13 protein-coding genes and 3 tRNA genes (1 of these 16 only partly in view) are annotated in these 18110 nt (G+C 58.3%); 6 read left to right on the top strand and 10 right to left on the bottom strand.

Going from position 1 to position 18110, the window contains the following annotated elements; all coding sequences use genetic code 11:
* The first annotated feature begins 1 nt into the window (after position 1).
* From AC3WN7_RS24850 to AC3WN7_RS24825, 6 genes are all read left to right on the top strand, one after another.
* Positions 2-175, top strand: coding sequence for a hypothetical protein (locus AC3WN7_RS24850; protein WP_158247856.1), 174 nt, complete (start codon positions 2-4; stop codon positions 173-175).
* A 342-nt stretch (positions 176-517) separates the two neighbouring features.
* On the top strand, positions 518-2254 hold the full coding sequence (locus AC3WN7_RS24845) for a type I secretion system permease/ATPase (protein ID WP_095967378.1): 1737 nt from the start codon (positions 518-520) through the stop codon (positions 2252-2254).
* A gap of 6 nt (positions 2255-2260) precedes the next feature.
* Positions 2261-3601: an HlyD family type I secretion periplasmic adaptor subunit gene (locus AC3WN7_RS24840; protein ID WP_095967379.1), complete on the top strand. Its 1341-nt coding sequence runs from the start codon at positions 2261-2263 to the stop codon at positions 3599-3601.
* A gap of 1 nt (position 3602) precedes the next feature.
* Positions 3603-4931: a TolC family outer membrane protein gene (locus tag AC3WN7_RS24835; protein ID WP_095967380.1), complete on the top strand. Its 1329-nt coding sequence runs from the start codon at positions 3603-3605 to the stop codon at positions 4929-4931.
* Between the two features lie 233 nt (positions 4932-5164).
* On the top strand, positions 5165-6295 hold the full coding sequence (locus AC3WN7_RS24830) for a carbon-nitrogen hydrolase family protein (protein ID WP_095967381.1): 1131 nt from the start codon (positions 5165-5167) through the stop codon (positions 6293-6295).
* Between the two features lie 3 nt (positions 6296-6298).
* Positions 6299-7339, top strand: coding sequence for an AraC family transcriptional regulator (locus AC3WN7_RS24825; RefSeq protein ID WP_095967382.1), 1041 nt, complete (start codon positions 6299-6301; stop codon positions 7337-7339).
* Positions 7340-7713: 374 nt separating this feature from the next.
* Here AC3WN7_RS24825 and AC3WN7_RS24820 read toward each other — a convergent pair whose 3' ends face one another.
* The 10 genes from AC3WN7_RS24820 to AC3WN7_RS24775 form a co-directional block, all read right to left on the bottom strand.
* The gene (locus AC3WN7_RS24820) at positions 7714-8565 is read right to left on the bottom strand and encodes a DUF2242 domain-containing protein (protein ID WP_095967383.1); all 852 of its coding nucleotides are present in this window, start codon (positions 8563-8565) and stop codon (positions 7714-7716) included.
* Positions 8566-8768: 203 nt separating this feature from the next.
* Positions 8769-10640, bottom strand: a complete 1872-nt coding sequence (locus tag AC3WN7_RS24815; protein WP_095967384.1) for a SurA N-terminal domain-containing protein — start codon at positions 10638-10640, stop codon at positions 8769-8771.
* 233 nt (positions 10641-10873) lie between these two features.
* Positions 10874-11146, bottom strand: coding sequence for an HU family DNA-binding protein (locus AC3WN7_RS24810; protein WP_002552737.1), 273 nt, complete (start codon positions 11144-11146; stop codon positions 10874-10876).
* Between the two features lie 149 nt (positions 11147-11295).
* Complete coding sequence (gene lon, locus AC3WN7_RS24805) at positions 11296-13692, bottom strand: endopeptidase La (protein ID WP_015094303.1); 2397 nt, start codon at positions 13690-13692, stop codon at positions 11296-11298.
* A 246-nt stretch (positions 13693-13938) separates the two neighbouring features.
* Positions 13939-15222 carry an ATP-dependent Clp protease ATP-binding subunit ClpX gene (clpX, locus tag AC3WN7_RS24800; RefSeq protein WP_007982210.1) on the bottom strand — a complete coding sequence of 428 codons (1284 nt, stop codon included), beginning with the start codon at positions 15220-15222 and terminating at the stop codon, positions 13939-13941.
* A 111-nt stretch (positions 15223-15333) separates the two neighbouring features.
* Positions 15334-15969 carry an ATP-dependent Clp endopeptidase proteolytic subunit ClpP gene (clpP, locus tag AC3WN7_RS24795; RefSeq protein WP_015094302.1) on the bottom strand — a complete coding sequence of 212 codons (636 nt, stop codon included), beginning with the start codon at positions 15967-15969 and terminating at the stop codon, positions 15334-15336.
* Positions 15970-16062: 93 nt separating this feature from the next.
* Entirely contained in the window at positions 16063-17373 is a 1311-nt protein-coding gene (tig, locus tag AC3WN7_RS24790; protein WP_095967385.1) for a trigger factor, read from the bottom strand.
* A 385-nt stretch (positions 17374-17758) separates the two neighbouring features.
* Positions 17759-17834, bottom strand: a tRNA-His gene (locus AC3WN7_RS24785).
* A 77-nt stretch (positions 17835-17911) separates the two neighbouring features.
* A tRNA-Leu gene (locus tag AC3WN7_RS24780) sits at positions 17912-17996 on the bottom strand.
* Between the two features lie 56 nt (positions 17997-18052).
* A tRNA-His gene (locus AC3WN7_RS24775) sits at positions 18053-18110 on the bottom strand; it runs 118 nt beyond the window's last position.

Below are 18110 nucleotides of genomic sequence, written 5' to 3'. Positions count from 1 at the left end.
AATGAATTGCTCGCCGGGCGATCAGGCACAGCGAATTCGAGCCATGGGCGGGCCATGGAATCTGGAAGTGAAGGCGAACGTCCTGAACAACCCCTTCCGTCTGAAAAAGAACGAAATGATCGACATGATTCGCTTCCTCTCAGGAGATTCACCGTGCCTTGCGTTGCCAAAGTGATGGCAAGCTTCAGGCGGGCGGCCCCCCGATAACTAAGACTAAAGTTCCATAGCATATCTTTGTCAATACTCCGTCATTAAAACAGACGACCGGCTCTAGCCATCACAACTAGCTGTTTTTAAACGACATATAGAAAGTTGAGTGCAGGTATAGAGCGAAACGTTATTTCGAACTGTTTCAGCGCGACCTACGCTCCTGCATAAGGAGCAACGCAGAGATTTCGGAAGACTCGCCATTCACAGAGCGACCAGCCTGCGCGTGCATAAGTCGTTTAACGGACTACATTTACTGTTAGCTGTTGCGCCCCAAGGGCAACCGCCTTTTCGAAGTGGGAGGATCACCATGCCCAAGCAGTCGAGCATCCGTTCCGAACTGGCCGACGCGCTGTTTCGCCTGCGGCGCAGCTTTTATTCGCTGGCAGCGTTCAGCGGCGTCATAAACGTCATGATGTTGACGCCAGCTATTTATATGCTGCAGGTCTATGATCGAGCCCTGGTCAGTCGCAACGTTACGACGCTGACGATGCTGACGGTTCTGGTGGTGGGTCTTTTCCTGTTGATGTCCACGCTGGAAATGGTCCGCACCAAGGTGCTGATCCGGGTCGGTAACTGCCTCGACATGGACCTCAACCGACGCGTTTTCAACGCTGCCTTCGAACGTAACCTGAACCGCGCCGGAGGTAATCCGGCCCAGGCCCTGCAAGACCTCTCCCAGGTTCGTCAGTTCGTCACCGGCAACTCCCTGTTCGCCTTCTTCGATGCACCGTGGACGCCGATCTACCTGTTGGTCGCCTATCTGATCCACCCGATACTCGGGCTGATCACGCTGATCGGTTCCCTGATTCTGATAGGCCTGGCTTATCTCACAGAAAAGTCGACGCAGAAGCCGCTGGCCGAAGCCAATCAGGCCGCCATGTCCTCAGCCCAATACGCCAACAACAACCTGCGCAATGCCGAGGTCATCGAGGCCATGGGCATGCTGCCGTCGATCAGCAAGCGCTGGTTCAATAGCCATTTGCGCATCCTGGAAATGCAGACCCTGGCCTCCGACCGCGCCGCCTTGATCAGCAGCACCGGACGCTTCGTGCGTATCACGCTGCAGTCACTGATCCTCGGTGCCGGCGCGCTGCTGGCGATCGAAGGCAAGATCACCCCGGGGATGATGATTGCCTGCTCGATCCTCACCGGCCGTGCACTGGGCCCGGTGGAACAGGTCATCGCATCGTGGAAGCAACTGCTCGGCTGCCGTTCGGCCTGGGGCCGGCTCAACGAGATGTTGCAAGACTATCCACGCCGACCACCGAGCATGTCGCTGCAGCGGCCGCAGGGCATGCTGGCAGTGGAGAATGTGTATGCCGGTGCCCCTGGTACCAACAACACGATTCTGCGCGGCGTGGGCTTCAGCCTGGTCCCCGGTGAAAGCCTTGGCATCATCGGCCCGTCCGCCTCGGGCAAATCCACCCTCGCCCGCCTGCTGGTCGGGGTCTGGCCGGCGCAGGCCGGCAAGGTGCGCCTGGACGGCGCGGACATATTCACCTGGAACAAGGGCGAACTCGGCCCCTGGCTCGGTTATCTGCCACAGGACGTGGAGCTGTTCGAGGGCAACATCGCCGACAATATTGCGCGTTTTGGCGAAGTGGACAGTGAAGCGGTCATCCGCGCCGCCAAGAGCACCGGCGTGCACGAGATGATCCTGCGTTTTCCGCAGGGTTATGACACCCGCCTGGGCACCGATGGCAGCCCGCTTTCCGGCGGCCAGAAGCAGCGCATTGCCTTGGCCCGCGCACTGTATGGCGAGCCCAATCTGATCGTGTTGGATGAGCCGAACGCCAACCTCGATGACGTCGGCGAAAAGGCCCTGGTCGATGCGCTGGCCGAACTCAAGGGCCGTGGCGCCACCGTCGTCCTGATTTCCCACCGTCCCAACGTACTCTGCGCCGTCGACAAGGTGCTGATGCTGCGTGACGGCGGCGTGCAGATGCTCGGCACGCGCGATGAAGTATTCGCAGCGCTGCGCAAGGCCAGTGTGATGCCGGCAGGCGCGTCGACCCCGCTGGCCTCCGTCAAAGCACGGGAGTGACCGATCATGCAAATGAGCCAACACACCGAGATGATTCCTGCCGATCCCCGCAGCGTGGTAGACCTGGACGTCGGCAGACCCGCGCGATGGGGCGTGTGGCTGGTGCTCGCCGGTTTCGGCGGCTTCCTCCTGTGGTCCTGGCTGGCACCACTGGATGCCGGCGTGGTCGCGACCGGCACGGTCAAAGTCACCAACAATCGCAAAGCCGTACAGCACCTCACCGGCGGTACCGTGGAGGCCATTCTCGTTCGCGAAGGCGATTTGGTGAAAAAAGGACAGGAAGTGGTCCGCCTCGACTCGTTGCGGGCCGCTGCCGAAGAGGGTGCGATCAGCGCCCAGTACATCGTCAGCAAGACCGTGGAAAACCGCCTGGAAGCGGAACGGGACGGTCGCGATGTAGTGACCTACGATCCCGAGCTGCTCAAGCGCTTCAAGGGTGACTACCGCCTGGAGGCCGCCATGGACCTGCAGCAGCGCCTGCTGGACACCCGCCGCGCGGGACTCGCTGGCGAAATCAGCATCCTGCAGGAGAACCTGGCAGCGTCGGCAGTGCAGCTCAAGGGCCTGCAGCAGGTCTACAGCGCCCGCGCCTCGCAGATCGGTTTCCTCAATCAGGAACTGCAGGGCACCCGCGTGCTGTCGGCTGAAGGCTATGTGCCGCGCAACCGCCTGCTCGAGCTGGAACGCAGCAACGCCGACCTCGCTGCCGGCCAGGCCGAGAACCTCAACAACATCGCCCGCGTGCGTAGCCAGACCACCGAAATCAAGCTGCGCATCCTCCAGCGCCAGCACGATTACCTCAAGGAAGTCGAATCGCAGTTGACTGAAACCGCCAAGGAAAACACCACCCTGGCCGACCGCTTGCGCGCACTCGACTATGAAGTGACCCACACGGTGATTCGCTCGCCAATCGATGGCATGGTCCAGGGCCTGAGCATTGCCACCGTCGGCGGGGTCATTCAGCCCGGCTTCAAGATCATGGAAATCGTTCCGCTCAACGAACCGTTGCAAGTCGACGCGATGATTCCCGTGCAAGCGATCGACAAGATGGTCCCCGACTTGCCCGTGGACATTTCCTTCCCGGCCTTCAACCATGCCCAGACGCCAAACATCCCGGGGCGCGTGCTGACCATCTCCGCCGACCGCCTGATGGACGAAGAAAGCAAACAACCCTTCTATCTGGCCCAGGTGGAAGTCACGCCCGACGGCATGAACCTGCTCGGCACCAATCACATTCGCCCCGGCATGCCCGCCACCGTCACCATCAAGACCGGCGAACGCAACATGTTGAGCTATCTTCTTAAACCAATGCTCGAACGCGTGGACAGCTCATTCAAGGAACAATGAAATGGAACGTCATTGCCTGCTCTTCTGCTTGTTGGGGTTGGCCCTGCCGGCTGACGCCATGGACCTCAAGCAAGCCTGGGATCTGTTGCAGTACCAGGGCCCTATCTACCAGGCCGCCGTGCATGAAAAACAAGCCGGCGGCGAAAACCGCGCCATCGGCAAGGCCGGCCTGCTGCCGCAGATCAACGCCTCGGCCTACAACAACAAGGTCAACGGCTCCCAAAGCCAGAGCGGCATCGAGAGGGATCTGCACTACGACTCCAAGGGCGCCAACGTGCGCCTGCGCCAGCCGTTGTTCAACAAACAGAAGATGGCTGAGTACCGCCAGGGTCAGCAGCGTGCCGACTACAGCAACGCGGTATTCGATGCCAAGAGCCAGGACGCCGCGGTGCGCCTGGCCGAAAGCTATTTCGACGTGCTCCTGGCCAGCGAAACCATCACCCTGGCCAAGTCCAAGCTGAACGCATTCGACGAGCAACTCGCCTCGGCGAAACGGCGTATGGAGTTGGGGGCCGGCACCATCACCGACATCGACGAGTCGGCCGCCCGCCGCGACCTCGCCGAAGCCGAAGTGATCGAAGCGCAGGACAATCTGGTCAACGCGCGTGCCAAGCTTGAGGAATATATCGGTGAAACGCCCGAATCGCTGACCACCTTGCGTCCGAGCTTCGACACACCGCCGCTGCTGCCGAGCAACCTGCAGGACTGGCTGGTCAAAGCCCAGACCGACAGCCCGCTGATCCATGCGCGCCGCTATAGCCGCGACCTTGCCGCAGAAGAAGTGAAGCGCGCCAGCGCCGGCCACTGGCCAACACTGGATTTCATCGCCGGCTACACCGCGGGTGAGAGCCAATCGCTCTCCGAGCTGAACCAACGCAACCACTACGGCTCGATCGGGCTGGAAGTCAATATCCCGCTGTACAGCGGTGGCGGCGTCAGCGCACTGACGCGCCAGGCCAGCGCCAATAGCGACAAGGCCCTGAATGAGCTTGATGCCGCGCGTCAGGAAGTCATCACCGGAACCACCCGTGAGTATCAAGGCATACTCAGCGGCGCCAAACGCATTCGCGCCCTGGAGAAGGCAGTAGCGTCCAACGAACGCTCACTGGCATCGACACGCAAGGGCTTCAAGGAAGGCGGCACCAGCACCAACTCGGACGTCCTCAATGCCGAAGAACTGCTCTTCGTTGCGCGTCACGACCTGTTCGATGCCAAGTTGCGCTATTTGATGTCGCGTCTGCGCCTGGCTTCTTCGGTGGGCAGCCTGGGCGACGACGATATCGACCAGATCAACGACTACCTCGGCCCGGAACTGCTGGTCACCAACTAACGTTCTCGTGCCGGCCGGTCGAGCAAAATGGTGGCTGACCGGTGCCCCCCCTCCCCCTCAATTCCCCTCGCGTTTAACCCGGTCATTCATTGCTGCATCTCGATGCAGAAAGGCCGCCGACCGCATAAAACCGTCAGCGTGAAATTTGCCCACCAAGCCCTTGATTCCCTTTATGCTTAATCCGGTTCCAAATGAAAAGCCACGCCCGGCTCCAGGCTGTAAACTGTGTCCCCATGCGCAAACTTTTGTACCTGACATTCTCCATGGCGTTGCTCGCCGCCCTCACGACCTACGCGATGTGGGCCGCGGACCGGCCGGTGGGTCACTACCTTTCGGACCTGCGGATCAACCTGGCTGTCGACCAGGGTACGCCTGCCGATCGTGGCAATCTGCTGGGTATTCAGCCCGAACTGTTTCCTACCGATTATCAAAGCCCCGAGCGTTTGCACCGCAAGCTCGCGGCCTATTTGCAAGCAGCCCGGGACCAGGGTTTGTTGAACGGCAAGACCGTCGTCGTGTTGCCGGAACACGTCGGTACCTGGCTGATGGTCAGCGGTGAAAAAGATGAGTTGTATCAGGCCAGCACCCTCAAGGAGGCCATGAACTGGCTGGCGGTGAGCAATCCCCTCAAGTTCGCCAGAGCGCTGATCAGCGCCGAGGGTGGCAACCGCCTGGACGATGCCCACCTGCGCATGAAAGCCAAGGCGATGGCCAGAGACTACCAGGCGTTGTTCGGAGGATTGGCCAGGGAATTCCACGTGACGCTGGTCGCCGGCTCCATCGTGCTGCCCGAACCGAGCATCATCGACGGCACCTTGAAAATCGGTCGCGGCGCGCTGTACAACAGCAGCGTGGTGTTCAACAACGATGGCCTGCCGATCGGCCAGCCCCAGCGCCAGATGCACCCGTTCTTCGCAGAACAGAACGGGATCAAGGCGAACGCCGACCACTCGCTCAACGTCGTTGATACCCCCGCAGGAAAGCTGGGCGTATTGATCGGCCACGACAGCTGGTACCCGGAAAACTACCTCAAGCTCAACGACCAGAGCGTACAGCTGGTTGCGGTACCGGCCTTTGTTCCCGGCCGCGGCACCTGGGAGCAGCCGTGGCGTGGCTACAGGGGGGCATCGGAGCCGGCGTCGGTCAACCTCAAGCCCGGAGAAGTCAGCGAAGGCCAGGCCTGGCAGCGTCTGACCCTCACGACCCGGGTACCGGCCAGCCAGGCTGTCGCTGGCATGAGTGTGTTCCTGCGGGGTCAGTTCTGGGATCAGGGCAGCGCCGGGCACAGTTTCCTCAGTCGCAACGGCCAGCAGTTTGCCGACGGCAACGCCCAGGGTGCGCGTTTGCTGAACCTCTGGTTGTAAGCCATGAAACCACAGCCGATGCGCCTCGGCGATCTGTCGGTGGGCTTTGTTCATAGCCTGGCCGATGCCGTGCGCAGCCATGGCGTCGATCCGCAGCCACTGCTCGATCAATACGGCCTCGATGCAGCGCGACTGAGCGAGGCCGGTGCCCGCCTGTCAATACCGCGCTACATGCGCCTGGGCCACGGCGCCATTCAACTCACCGACAACCCGGCCCTTGGCTTGCGCATGGGTCAACTCAGTCGCCTGAGCCAGATCGGCCTCGCAGGGGTCACCGCTGCCCAGGCACCCACAGTACGTGAAGCCGCACGCTGCCTGATCCGCTTCGAAGCCTTGTATGGTTCCAATTATCGCGGCCAATCAAGCTTCCACGAAGACGCCCAGGGTGCCTGGCTGCGCTTCTATTCGATCAGCCCCTACAACGCCTACAACCGCTTCGTGGTGGATTCGATCATTGCGGGCTGGTTGCAGCAATTATCCAGTGTCAGCCCCATCCCGCTGCGCGCCGAACGTATCGAGATCGAATTCGACGAACCCGGTTACCGCACGGCCTATGACGTCCTGGGTGACTGTCCGATCCAGTTTGGCAGCGAACGCAATCAACTGCGCTTGAACCTGGCAAGCCTCGCCCAGCGCAACCCCGAGCATTGCCCGAGCACCTGGCGGCATTTGCTGCAACTGTGTGAGCAGGAGCTGGAACAACTGACACGCACCCGCAGCCTGCGAGAACGCATCATCGCGCTGCTGGGCCCCTTGCTCAATGGTGGCCGGGAACCCGACCTGGAAGAAGTGGCGGCACGCCTGAAGCTGCCCACCTGGACCCTGCGCCGCAAACTTGCCGAGGAAGGCACGCAATTTCGCGCAATCCTCAATGAAACCCGTCGCGATCTGGCCATGACCTACATACGCGACACCGAACTGGCGTTCGGGGAAATCGCCTATCTGCTGGGCTTTGCCTCAGCCGAAGCGTTTCAACGCGCATTCAAACGCTGGAACGGGCAGACACCCGGCGAGTTTCGCCGCAGTCATAGAAAAACAGCCTGAAGCCTTTAGCTGCAAGCGACAAGTTGGGGCCTTAAAGCTCGGTGGCGTCTTCTGCGGGCTCCAGCGGGTCCAGTTCGAAAGCCTGGTACTCGAGCAGTTCTTCTTGATAATCGTCCATCTTTGAATCCCCCCAACCCGTATTGAAAAACGTCAGAACAAATGACCAATGCCTTGAGCATAAGGTGTCCGCATGAAAGAAAAATGACGCGGACACGACACTCCGTCGCTACTGAATAAAACGTAGCAGCTGGTCAGGAATTTATCATTGGTTTTTTTCGCGGGAGGCCGCAGGACAGCGGCCTTGCTTGACGCGGATCAATCCATGCGCTCGCTACGGGATCGTGACTCGTTGGCCGATCCCGTAACGCGAACAATCACTGGCCGGTGACAGGCATCGCCGGAATTGCCTCGCTCGGCGGCGGCATGTCTGTCGGATTTGTCGGTGGCGTGATGGTTTCTACCGACGGTGCCGGATCCATGCTCTGCACCGGGGTAATCGGTGTCGCTTCAGGCGGCGGCATGACCGGCTCAGAGGCCGCTGGAGCGGGTTCCACTGGAGCCGGCGCCGAGATCACCGGGGTTGGCTCTGCGGTCGGTGCAGTGGTCGCTGCAGGCGCCAGGGGAGCCGGTACTGCCTTGGCTTCAGGCATCCCCAGATCTGTTTTCGGCTTTTCGGGGATGTGTGCAGCCTTTTTCGCTTCTGGCGGCAGGAACAGTTCGACCAGTGCAAAGAAACGCTCGTAGAACTTGGCAGACGAGACGGTTTCGCTGGCGACCTTGACCATCGAGTCGTCAGAAGAACCGATCGGCATCGACACCGAGCCCAGCACTCCCACACCAAGACTGGCGGAGTTGTTGGTTTTCTTCAGCGCATAACGATCCTGCAGGGCATTGGCGAACACGGTCGCGTGGTGCCCTTCACTACCGTCATCGGCACACACCACATTGAAGCTGATCTCCATGTGGTTCTCGCCGGTCTGCTGGAAGCTCTTGTGTCCGCTGACCAGCTTCGGATCGTTGCTGGTGATGATGTAACCCTGGCTGAGCAAGGCGCGGCGGGCGGCTTCACAGGTCTGGATATCGGTGACCGGATAGTTTCGGGAAAAGGTGCCGGAATCGTCGAAGTTCTCATGCTCGTAGATGGCAGCCTTGTTCGATGAACAACCGGCTGCAACGGCCAGCACGGCAACCACGCCGACAATCCGCATGGGAAATGATTTAAACATTGAACATCCTGAGGAAAACGGTTCGGGGCATATTGTGCAACAGATCGATGCTTAGCGGAGTATCGATTGTGTCTTAAAACGGTTACAGGCTGATTGACCCCGGTTTTGCACAAAAGTCACCGCGGCAAATGACGTACGGCACAACAAAAAGACCCCGGCGTTTCGGCCGGGGTCTTCTGTGTAGCGCTAAACCTGCAAAGGCATCAGTATTTCTTGATGTCTGCCTGGCTTTCCAGCTGCTTGCGATACGCCGCAAAGTCTTGCTGGCCGATGCGCGAAGCGAGGTAGCGACGATACTGCGCTTTCTCTTCTTCGGTCGGTGCCGCTGCTTCGTTCACGCCATTGAGGCGCACGATCATCAGGCTGCCATCCGCCAGCGTCACGCTCGTGAAGGTCGGCTTGTCCTTGGCCACAGGCTTCGCCATGCGGAACAGCGCTTGCAGCACAGCAGGGTCGACCCCTTCCTGAGCGCGAGTCGCCGCTTCGGTGACTTTCCAGGCCTGGCCGTCGACTGCCTGATCCAGCGGGGTCTTGCCATCGCGCAGGCTGGCAATCAAGGCTTCAGCCTTGGTCTTGGCATCGGCGCTGGCGTGCTCCTTGGCCAACTGTACCCGGATCGCAGCAGAAACACTTTCCAGCGGCAGCTGCGAAGGCTTCAGGTGCTCCTTGGCACGCAACACGATCACGGTTTCCGGATCGAGCTCGATGGCGGTGCTGTTTGCACCCTCATCCAGGACTTCCGGGCTGAACGCGGCAGTGATCACGGCGCGGTTGGCTGCAACACCCTCTCCGCCTTCGCGGCCGAACGGCTTGGTCGTCTGCACGGTCAGTTTCAGGTCCTGCGCCGGCTGAGCCAGATCGGACGCTTCGAACGAGGCGTCTTCCAGCTGCTTGCTCGCCTCAACGAAACGCTGCTCGACCTGCTGGGTTTTCAGCGCGCGGGTCAGCTTGTCTTTCAGGCTGGCGAAAGTTGGCACTTCAGGCGCTTCCACACCCAACAGCTTGATCAGGTGGAAACCGAAGTCGGTGCGAACCGGCGTCGAAACCTGGTCCTTGGCCAACGAATACAAGGCTTTTTCGAACGCCGGGTCGTAGACGCCAGGACCGGCATAACCCAGGTCACCGCCGTTGTTCGCCGAACCCGGATCCTGGGAGAACTCCTTGGCCAGCACCTCGAACTGCTCACCCTTGGCCAGACGGGCCTGGATCTCTTCGATCTTCGCCTTGGCTTGCGCCTCGGTGGTCTTGTCGTTCACTTCAATCAGAATGTGCGCAGCCCGGCGTTGCTCGGACAGGTTCGCGATTTCTTTCTGATAGGCCGCTTGCAGGTCTTCGTCGCTGACGCTGACCTGGTCGAAGAAGGAAGCCTTCTTCAACTCGAGGTAATCGATGACCACCTGATCCGGCGTCATGAATTCCTTGGCGTGCTCGTCGTAATAGGCCTTGACCTCTTCGTCGGTCAGCTTCACAGCCGACGGGTCAGCCTTGATGTTCAGCGAAGCGAAATCGCGGGTCTGTTTTTCCAGACGGGCAAATGCCAGCACCTGCGCATCGGTCACGAAGCCGCTACCGGCCAGACCGGCACGCAGCTGGCCAATCAGCATTTCCTGAGCCAGCATCTGGCGGAATTGCATGCGGCTATAGCCGAGCTGGCGAATCACCTGGTCGAAACGCTCGGAGCTGAACTTGCCATCAACCTGAAATTCCGGTGTTTGCAGGATGACCTGATCAAGTGCCGCTTCGGAAAAGGCAAACTTCGATTGTTCTGCGCCTTGCAACAGCAGCTTGCGATCGATCAGGCCCTTGAGAGCCGATTCGCGCAACATTTTTTCATCCAGCAAGGAAGCATCGAAATCCTTGCCCAGCTGTTGCATGAGCTGGCGGCGTTGCATATCGACCGCCTGGCTCAGCTCGTTCTGGCTGATTTCTTCACCATTGACCTTCGCCGCTTCATTCTTGCTCGTCGTGGCCTGAAAAATGGCGTCGAAACCGGTCAAGGCCATCAGTGCAACGATGACCCCGATAATAGTCTTGGCAATCCAGCCTTGTGAATTGTCCCTGATATTCTGCAGCATGCGTCCCCCAGAAACGGTTGAACTTCAAAATTAGGCAACCGTGGAGCGTGGGTAGAATCCGGATAGAAGAAAGGCGCATCCGAGGATGCGCCTTCTCGTAACTGGCGGAGCGGATCAAAGGCTCGAACTGGCGACCCTTGGTGTCTTGAACCGGCGACCTGCAGTCAGGACTGCCGCTCCGCTGCCAAGTCAGGCATGACCCCGACCCGGATGGGTAAAAACCTGAAGCGAACTTAGTTGACAGCTTCTTTCAGTGCTTTACCGGCTTTGAAACCTGGTTTTTTGGCTGCTGCGATTTCCAGCGTCTTACCGGTCTGTGGGTTACGACCAATGCGAGCTGGACGATCGGTTACGGAAAAAGTACCGAAACCTACCAGAACAACAGAGTCGCCAGCCTTGAGAGCGCCAGTGACGGATTCGATTACAGCGTCCAGCGCACGGCCAGCAGCAGCTTTCGGGATATCAGCGGATGCAGCGATAGCATCAATCAGTTCCGACTTGTTCACTCTAAGTCCCCTTATATCTATTTGAGTATGATTCTAAGTTTTTTTGGTGAAAGCAAAAACGAGTGCTGAATGGCCTACAGACACTTAAGAGCCGCTTTATAACAAGGGCTCTAAAAAACTGTCAAGGAAGCCCCCCAGGCAAATACGTACTAATGCGTGCTAATTCTTTCCTTAGAATCCGCGTCGCGTTTCTCATCCTTCGCGACTATCTCCGGAGCCACGTCCGGCAAGGGCTCCGGCGCGTATTGCAACGCAATTTGCAGGACCTCGTCAATCCATTTAACCGGTTTAATCTGTAGATCCTGCTTGATATTGTCCGGAATCTCTTTGAGATCGCGCACATTCTCTTCAGGAATGATCACGGTCTTGATCCCGCCACGATGGGCAGCCAGCAGTTTTTCTTTCAAGCCGCCAATGGCCAGCACCTGGCCACGCAAAGTGATTTCGCCGGTCATGGCGACATCCGCGCGTACCGGAATGCCGGTCAATGCCGAAACCAGGGCCGTACACATGCCCACGCCAGCGCTAGGACCGTCTTTCGGGGTTGCCCCTTCAGGCATATGGATATGCGTGTCGCGCTTCTCATGGAAGTCCAGGGGAATGCCCAGGCTCTTCGCCCGACTGCGAACAACGGTCAACGCGGCCGTGATCGACTCGACCATCACATCACCCAGGGAACCGGTCTTGATCAACTGGCCCTTGCCCGGTACCACAGCGGCTTCGATGGTCAGCAGTTCGCCACCCACCTGAGTCCACGCCAGCCCGGTCACCTGGCCGATCTGATCCTGCTGCTCGGCCAGGCCATAACGGAATTTACGCACGCCCAGGAAGTGCTCCAGCATGTCTGCGGTGACCTTCACCGAGAAGCGTTTTTCCAGCGCATGTTCCTTGACGGCCTTGCGGCACACCTTGGCAATCTGCCGCTCAAGGCCACGCACACCGGCTTCACGGGTGTAGTAGCGGATGATGTCGCGAATCGCTTCGGCGTCGAATTCCAGCTCGCCTTTTTTCAATCCATTGGCAGTGATCTGCTTCGGCGAAAGGTACTTCACGGCGATGTTGATCTTCTCGTCTTCGGTGTAGCCAGGCAGACGGATCACTTCCATCCGGTCCAGCAGCGCCGGCGGAATGTTCATCGAGTTGGAGGTGCACAGGAACATCACATCGGACAGGTCGTAATCGACTTCCAGATAGTGATCGTTGAAGTTGTGGTTCTGCTCGGGATCGAGCACTTCCAGCAACGCCGATGCCGGATCGCCGCGCATATCGCTGCCCATTTTGTCGATTTCATCGAGCAGGAACAGCGGGTTGCGCACGCCCACTTTTGTCATCTTTTGAATCAATCTTCCTGGCATCGAACCGATGTAAGTACGGCGATGACCACGAATTTCCGCCTCGTCACGCACGCCACCGAGAGCCATGCGTACGAACTTGCGGTTGGTGGCATGAGCAATCGACTCCGCCAGGGATGTTTTACCCACCCCCGGAGGACCGACCAGGCACAGCACCGGACCACGAATCTTCTTCACGCGTTTTTGCACGGCGAGGTATTCGAGGATGCGCTCTTTGACTTCTTCGAGACCATAGTGGTCGGCATCCAGAATGTCTTCGGCACGCGCCAGATCCAGGCGCACCTTGCTCTGGGCCTTCCACGGCACCTGAACCAGCCAGTCGATGTACGAACGCACCACGGTTGCTTCCGCGGACATCGGTGACATCTGCTTGAGCTTGTTCAGTTCGGCCGTCGCCTTGGCCAGCGCGTCTTTCGGCAGGCCGGCGGCGTCGATACGCTTTTTCAGCTCTTCGACTTCGTTATGACCTTCGTCGCTGTCACCGAGCTCTTTCTGAATGGCCTTCATCTGCTCGTTCAGGTAGTACTCGCGCTGACTGCGCTCCATTTGCTTCTTGACGCGGCCGCGAATGCGTTTTTCGACTTGCAGCAGATCGATCTCGGCATCGAGCAACGCCAGAACGTGCTCGACCCGGGCCGACAGATCGATGATTTCGAGGATTTCCTGCTTCTGCTCGATCTTCAGGGCCATGTGCGCAGCCATGGTGTCCACCAGGCGGCCTGGCTCATCGATGCTGTTTAGCGACGAGAGGACCTCAGCCGGGACTTTCTTGCCCAACTGCACGTATTGCTCGAACTGGGACAGCAGGCTGCGAACGAACACTTCCGACTCGCGCTCTGGTGCATCAACTTCGTCGATCAGGGAGACTTCAGCACGGCAGTGGCCGTCCACTTCGCTGAAGCGCTCAACGGCGCCCCGCTGCTCACCTTCGACCAGGACCTTGACGGTGCCGTCAGGCAGCTTCAGCAGCTGCAGAACGGTGGCAATCGTACCAACGCGGTACAGAGCCTCTTCACCGGGATCGTCGTCAGCCGGGTTTCTCTGGGCCAGCAGAAGAATCTGCTTGTCACCCGTCATCGCAGCCTCGAGGGCTTCGATGGATTTCTCGCGCCCCACGAACAGCGGGATAACCATGTGCGGATAAACCACGACATCACGCAATGGCAGGAGAGGCAATTCGATGGTGGTCTTCATGATTTCGCCTCTACGGCGGCCGTAAGGCCGTAAACAGATGGAAGTAAGCTTGAAACCAAGATGGGGGCTAGTTTGGAAAAAAACAAGCGGATAAAAAGTACCACTTAAAAGATTGTCCGATTGCGGCCCGCAATCTGTGGCAGCTTCAGAAAATAGTCGATTGCAAGGCCGTCTTCGCGGGCAAGCCACGCTCCCACAAAAGAAAAGGGGCCCGAAGGCCCCTTCTTTGTTCAAGCTGCGTGACGCTTAAGCGTCTGGCGCGGCCTTGGCGGTCGGCTCACTGTTTTCATAGATATACAGTGGCTTGGACTTGCCTTCTATCACGCTTTCATCGATCACTACCTTGCTCACCTCGGATTGCGAGGGGATTTCATACATAGTGTCGAGCAATACACCTTCGAGAATCGAACGCAGGCCACGGGCACCGGTTTTACGCTCCAGGGCACGTTTGGCGACCGATTTCAGAGCGTCGGAACGGAATTCCAGATCAACGCCTTCCATCTCGAACAACTTGGCATACTGCTTGGTCAGAGCATTTTTCGGCTCGGTGAGGATCTGCATCAACGCAGCCTCGTCCAGCTCGTCCAGCGTCGCGAGTACCGGCAGACGACCGACGAATTCCGGGATCAGACCGAACTTGACCAGATCGTCAGGCTCGACTTCACGCAGGGACTCACCGACTTTCTTGCCTTCTTCCTTGCTGCGCACTTCCGCGTTGAAACCGATACCGCCCTTGGTGGAACGGTTTTGAATAACCTTTTCCAGACCGGAGAACGCACCGCCGCAGATGAACAGGATGTTACGGGTGTCGACCTGAAGGAATTCCTGCTGTGGATGCTTGCGACCACCTTGAGGCGGAACGGAAGCGACCGTGCCTTCGATCAACTTGAGCAGGGCCTGCTGCACGCCTTCACCGGAAACGTCCCGGGTGATCGACGGGTTGTCGGATTTGCGCGAAATCTTGTCGATTTCATCGATGTAGACAATACCCATCTGGGCTTTTTCCACGTCGTAATCGCATTTCTGCAGCAGCTTCTGAATGATGTTCTCGACATCTTCACCCACGTAACCCGCCTCGGTGAGGGTGGTTGCGTCGGCGATGGTGAACGGAACGTTCAGCAAGCGGGCCAGGGTTTCGGCAAGCAGGGTCTTACCCGAGCCTGTCGGGCCGATCAGCAGGATGTTGCTCTTGCCGAGTTCGACGTCGTCATTCTTTTTGTCACGCTGATTCAGGCGCTTGTAGTGGTTGTACACCGCTACGGCCAGAACCTTTTTCGCACGCTCCTGACCAATCACATACTGATCAAGGATGCCGCTGATTTCTTTAGGCGAAGGCAATTTATGCGCGCTGCTTTCGGCCTGTGCTTCCTGCACCTCCTCGCGGATGATGTCATTGCACAGGTCGACGCACTCGTCGCAGATAAAGACCGAGGGGCCGGCAATCAATTTGCGTACTTCATGCTGGCTTTTGCCACAGAAGGAGCAATAGAGCAGCTTGCCGTTGTCCTCGCCGTTGCGGGTGTCAGTCATTCGTTCGATCCAAATCCGATAGGCTTGCAACACAAGATGAAGGCTATTGCGGGCTTTTTCAAGCCCGCAGGTGTCGGACCCGCCGACCAACCTTATTTTGAGCTGCTTATTTTAAGCAGGGCGCTGACTGATCACTTCGTCGATCAACCCGTACTCACGCGCAGCGTCCGCACTCATGAAATTATCGCGGTTGGTATCACGCTCGATTTCTTCAAGCGTGCGCCCGCTGTGCTTGGCCATCAGCGTGTTGAGACGCTCACGAATGAAGAGGATTTCCTTGGCGTGGATTTCGATATCCGACGCCTGGCCCTGGAAACCGCCCAGTGGCTGGTGAATCATCACACGCGAGTTGGGCAGGCAGTAACGCTTGCCCTGGGCACCAGCCGTCAGCAGGAATGCGCCCATGCTGCACGCCTGACCGATACAGGTGGTCGACACATTGGGCTTGATGAACTGCATGGTGTCGTAGATCGACATGCCCGCCGTCACCGAACCGCCCGGGGAGTTGATATAGAGATGGATGTCCTTGTCCGGGTTTTCCGCTTCAAGGAACAGCAATTGCGCACAGATCAGGTTGGCCATGTAGTCCTCTACCGGGCCAACCAGAAAGATCACTCGCTCCTTGAGCAGGCGCGAGTAGATGTCGTAGGCGCGCTCGCCACGAGCGGACTGCTCGACAACCATCGGGACCAGGCCGCCTGCGGCCTGGATATCAGAGTTCTGCTGAATATACGAATTACGGAACATGCTCTGCAGTCACTCCCAAATAGTTATGTCTTGAATACGCATAAGCCAGCACGAAGGCTGGCTTATGGTGTTTGCTTCTTACCGCAAAAGTGATCAGTCGGCTTGTGGTGCTTCTACCGGCTTGACCGCTTCTTCGTAAGAGACCGATTTGTCGGTCACGCTAGCTTTCTGCAGAACAGTATCCACAACTTGCTCTTCCAGCACAACCGAACGAACTTCGTTCAGTTGCTGGTCGTTTTTGTAGTACCAGGACACAACTTGCTCAGGCTCCTGATAGGCCGAAGCCATTTCCTGAATCATCTCGCGAACGCGGGTTTCGTCTGGCTTGAGGTCGAACTGCTTGACCACTTCAGCCACGATCAGGCCCAGCACTACGCGGCGCTTGGCTTGCTCTTCGAACAGCTCGGCCGGCAGCTGGTCAGGCTTGATGTTGCCGCCGAACTGCTGGACAGCCTGCACGCGCAGACGGTCAACTTCGTTGGACAGCAGAGCCTTTGGCACTTCGATCGGGTTGGTGGCCAGCAGACCGTCCATTACCTGATTCTTGACCTTGGATTTGATCGCCTGACGCAGCTCGCGCTCCATGTTCTTGCGAACTTCGGCACGGAAGCCTTCCAGACCGGTTTCCTTGATGCCGAACTGAGCGAAGAACTCTTCAGTCAGTTCTGGCAGCTTTGGCTCGGAAACGGTGTTGACAGTCACGGTGAACTCGGCGGTTTTGCCAGCCAGGTCCAGGTTCTGATAGTCCTCTGGGAAAGTCAGGTTCAGAACGCGCTCTTCACCGGCCTTGGCGCCAACCAGGCCATCTTCGAAACCAGGGATCATGCGGCCGGAACCCAGGACCAGCTGGGTACCCTTGGCGGAACCGCCGGCGAACACTTCACCGTCGACCTTGCCGACGAAATCGATGTTCAGCTGGTCTTCGTTCTGGGCAGCGCGATCGGCCACTTCGAAACGGGTGTTCTGCTTGCGCAGGATTTCCAGCATCTTGTCCAGATCGGCGTCAGTCACGTCAGCGCTCAGACGCTCGACGGTGATGCCGTCAAAACCGGCAACAGTGAACTCAGGGAACACTTCGAAAACAGCGACGTATTCCAGGTCCTTGCCAGCTTCCAGGGACTTTGGCTCGATCGATGGCGAACCAGCCGGGTTCAGCTTCTGCTCAACCACAGCTTCGTAGAAGGAGGACTGGATCACGTCGCCTACAGCTTCCTGGCGAGCATCGGCACCGAAACGGCGCTTGATTTCGCTCATTGGCACTTTGCCTGGACGGAAGCCAGCAATCTTGGCCTTTTGGGCGGTCTGCTGCAGACGCTTGTTGACCTGGCTCTCGATGCGCTCAGCCGGCACGGTGACGCTCATGCGGCGCTCAAGAGCAGTAGTATTTTCAACAGAAACTTGCATGGATATTCCTCGTTGCACAGACGTTAGCCGGCCGTTTCCGACCCCAGAATCAAGGGCATGCATTCTAGTGGGTCAAACTCAAGAAGTCACCCTACTGAAAACGGGTAAAAAAGCAGCAGGCAATTTATAGGGGCGAATGCACGAGTGCACCTCGCCCCGATGGCAAATACAACCAATCACGCCAGGGCTCTGCGCCGACCCTTCCTATATAGAAGAGGTCGCCAATCATCTCCCTGACAGCCAGCCCCGCACACAGGACCGGCGGACAGGACGGCATCATCGAGAAACATAAATACGACGAAACGCCCCGCCCCTGCGACCCGGAACTTGCGGCCGCCGAAACAAAAAAGGCGCCAGACTTTTCAATCTGGCGCCTTTCGAAATATGGGGTGGACGATGGGGATCGAACCCACGACAACGGGAGTCACAATCCCGTGCTCTACCAACTGAGCTACGCCCACCATATTGCCTGTTAAAGAAGCCAAACAACTTCTTTATCAAGCTCCAGCCAGGCCAACAGCCTGATCGAAGCTTTATTTGGTGCGGATGAAGAGACTCGAACTCTTACGCCTCGCGGCGCTGGAACCTAAATCCAGTGTGTCTACCAATTCCACCACATCCGCGGATGAAGCCGTTAAAGCAAAGGCGCCAGACTGTTAATCTGGCGCCTTTCGAAATATGGGGTGGACGATGGGGATCGAACCCACGACAACGGGAGTCACAATCCCGTGCTCTAC

Source organism: Pseudomonas sp. FW305-70 (assembly GCF_058783925.1).
Note: the sequence above shows the minus strand (reverse complement) of the source record. Positions and strands in the feature narration are given on the sequence as shown.

What these genes read in the sequence shown, in the direction of transcription:
- AC3WN7_RS24850 (WP_158247856.1), top strand. Translation starts at nt 2, where the DNA reads ATGAATTGCTCGCCGGGCGATCAGGCACAGCGAATTCGAGCCATGGGC.
- AC3WN7_RS24845 (WP_095967378.1), top strand. Translation starts at nt 518, where the DNA reads ATGCCCAAGCAGTCGAGCATCCGTTCCGAACTGGCCGACGCGCTGTTT.
- AC3WN7_RS24840 (WP_095967379.1), top strand. Translation starts at nt 2,261, where the DNA reads ATGCAAATGAGCCAACACACCGAGATGATTCCTGCCGATCCCCGCAGC.
- AC3WN7_RS24835 (WP_095967380.1), top strand. Translation starts at nt 3,603, where the DNA reads ATGGAACGTCATTGCCTGCTCTTCTGCTTGTTGGGGTTGGCCCTGCCG.
- AC3WN7_RS24830 (WP_095967381.1), top strand. Translation starts at nt 5,165, where the DNA reads ATGCGCAAACTTTTGTACCTGACATTCTCCATGGCGTTGCTCGCCGCC.
- AC3WN7_RS24825 (WP_095967382.1), top strand. Translation starts at nt 6,299, where the DNA reads ATGAAACCACAGCCGATGCGCCTCGGCGATCTGTCGGTGGGCTTTGTT.
- AC3WN7_RS24820 (WP_095967383.1), bottom strand. Translation starts at nt 8,565, where the DNA reads ATGTTTAAATCATTTCCCATGCGGATTGTCGGCGTGGTTGCCGTGCTG.
- AC3WN7_RS24815 (WP_095967384.1), bottom strand. Translation starts at nt 10,640, where the DNA reads ATGCTGCAGAATATCAGGGACAATTCACAAGGCTGGATTGCCAAGACT.
- lon (WP_015094303.1), bottom strand. Translation starts at nt 13,692, where the DNA reads ATGAAGACCACCATCGAATTGCCTCTCCTGCCATTGCGTGATGTCGTG.
- clpX (WP_007982210.1), bottom strand. Translation starts at nt 15,222, where the DNA reads ATGACTGACACCCGCAACGGCGAGGACAACGGCAAGCTGCTCTATTGC.
- clpP (WP_015094302.1), bottom strand. Translation starts at nt 15,969, where the DNA reads ATGTTCCGTAATTCGTATATTCAGCAGAACTCTGATATCCAGGCCGCA.
- tig (WP_095967385.1), bottom strand. Translation starts at nt 17,373, where the DNA reads ATGCAAGTTTCTGTTGAAAATACTACTGCTCTTGAGCGCCGCATGAGC.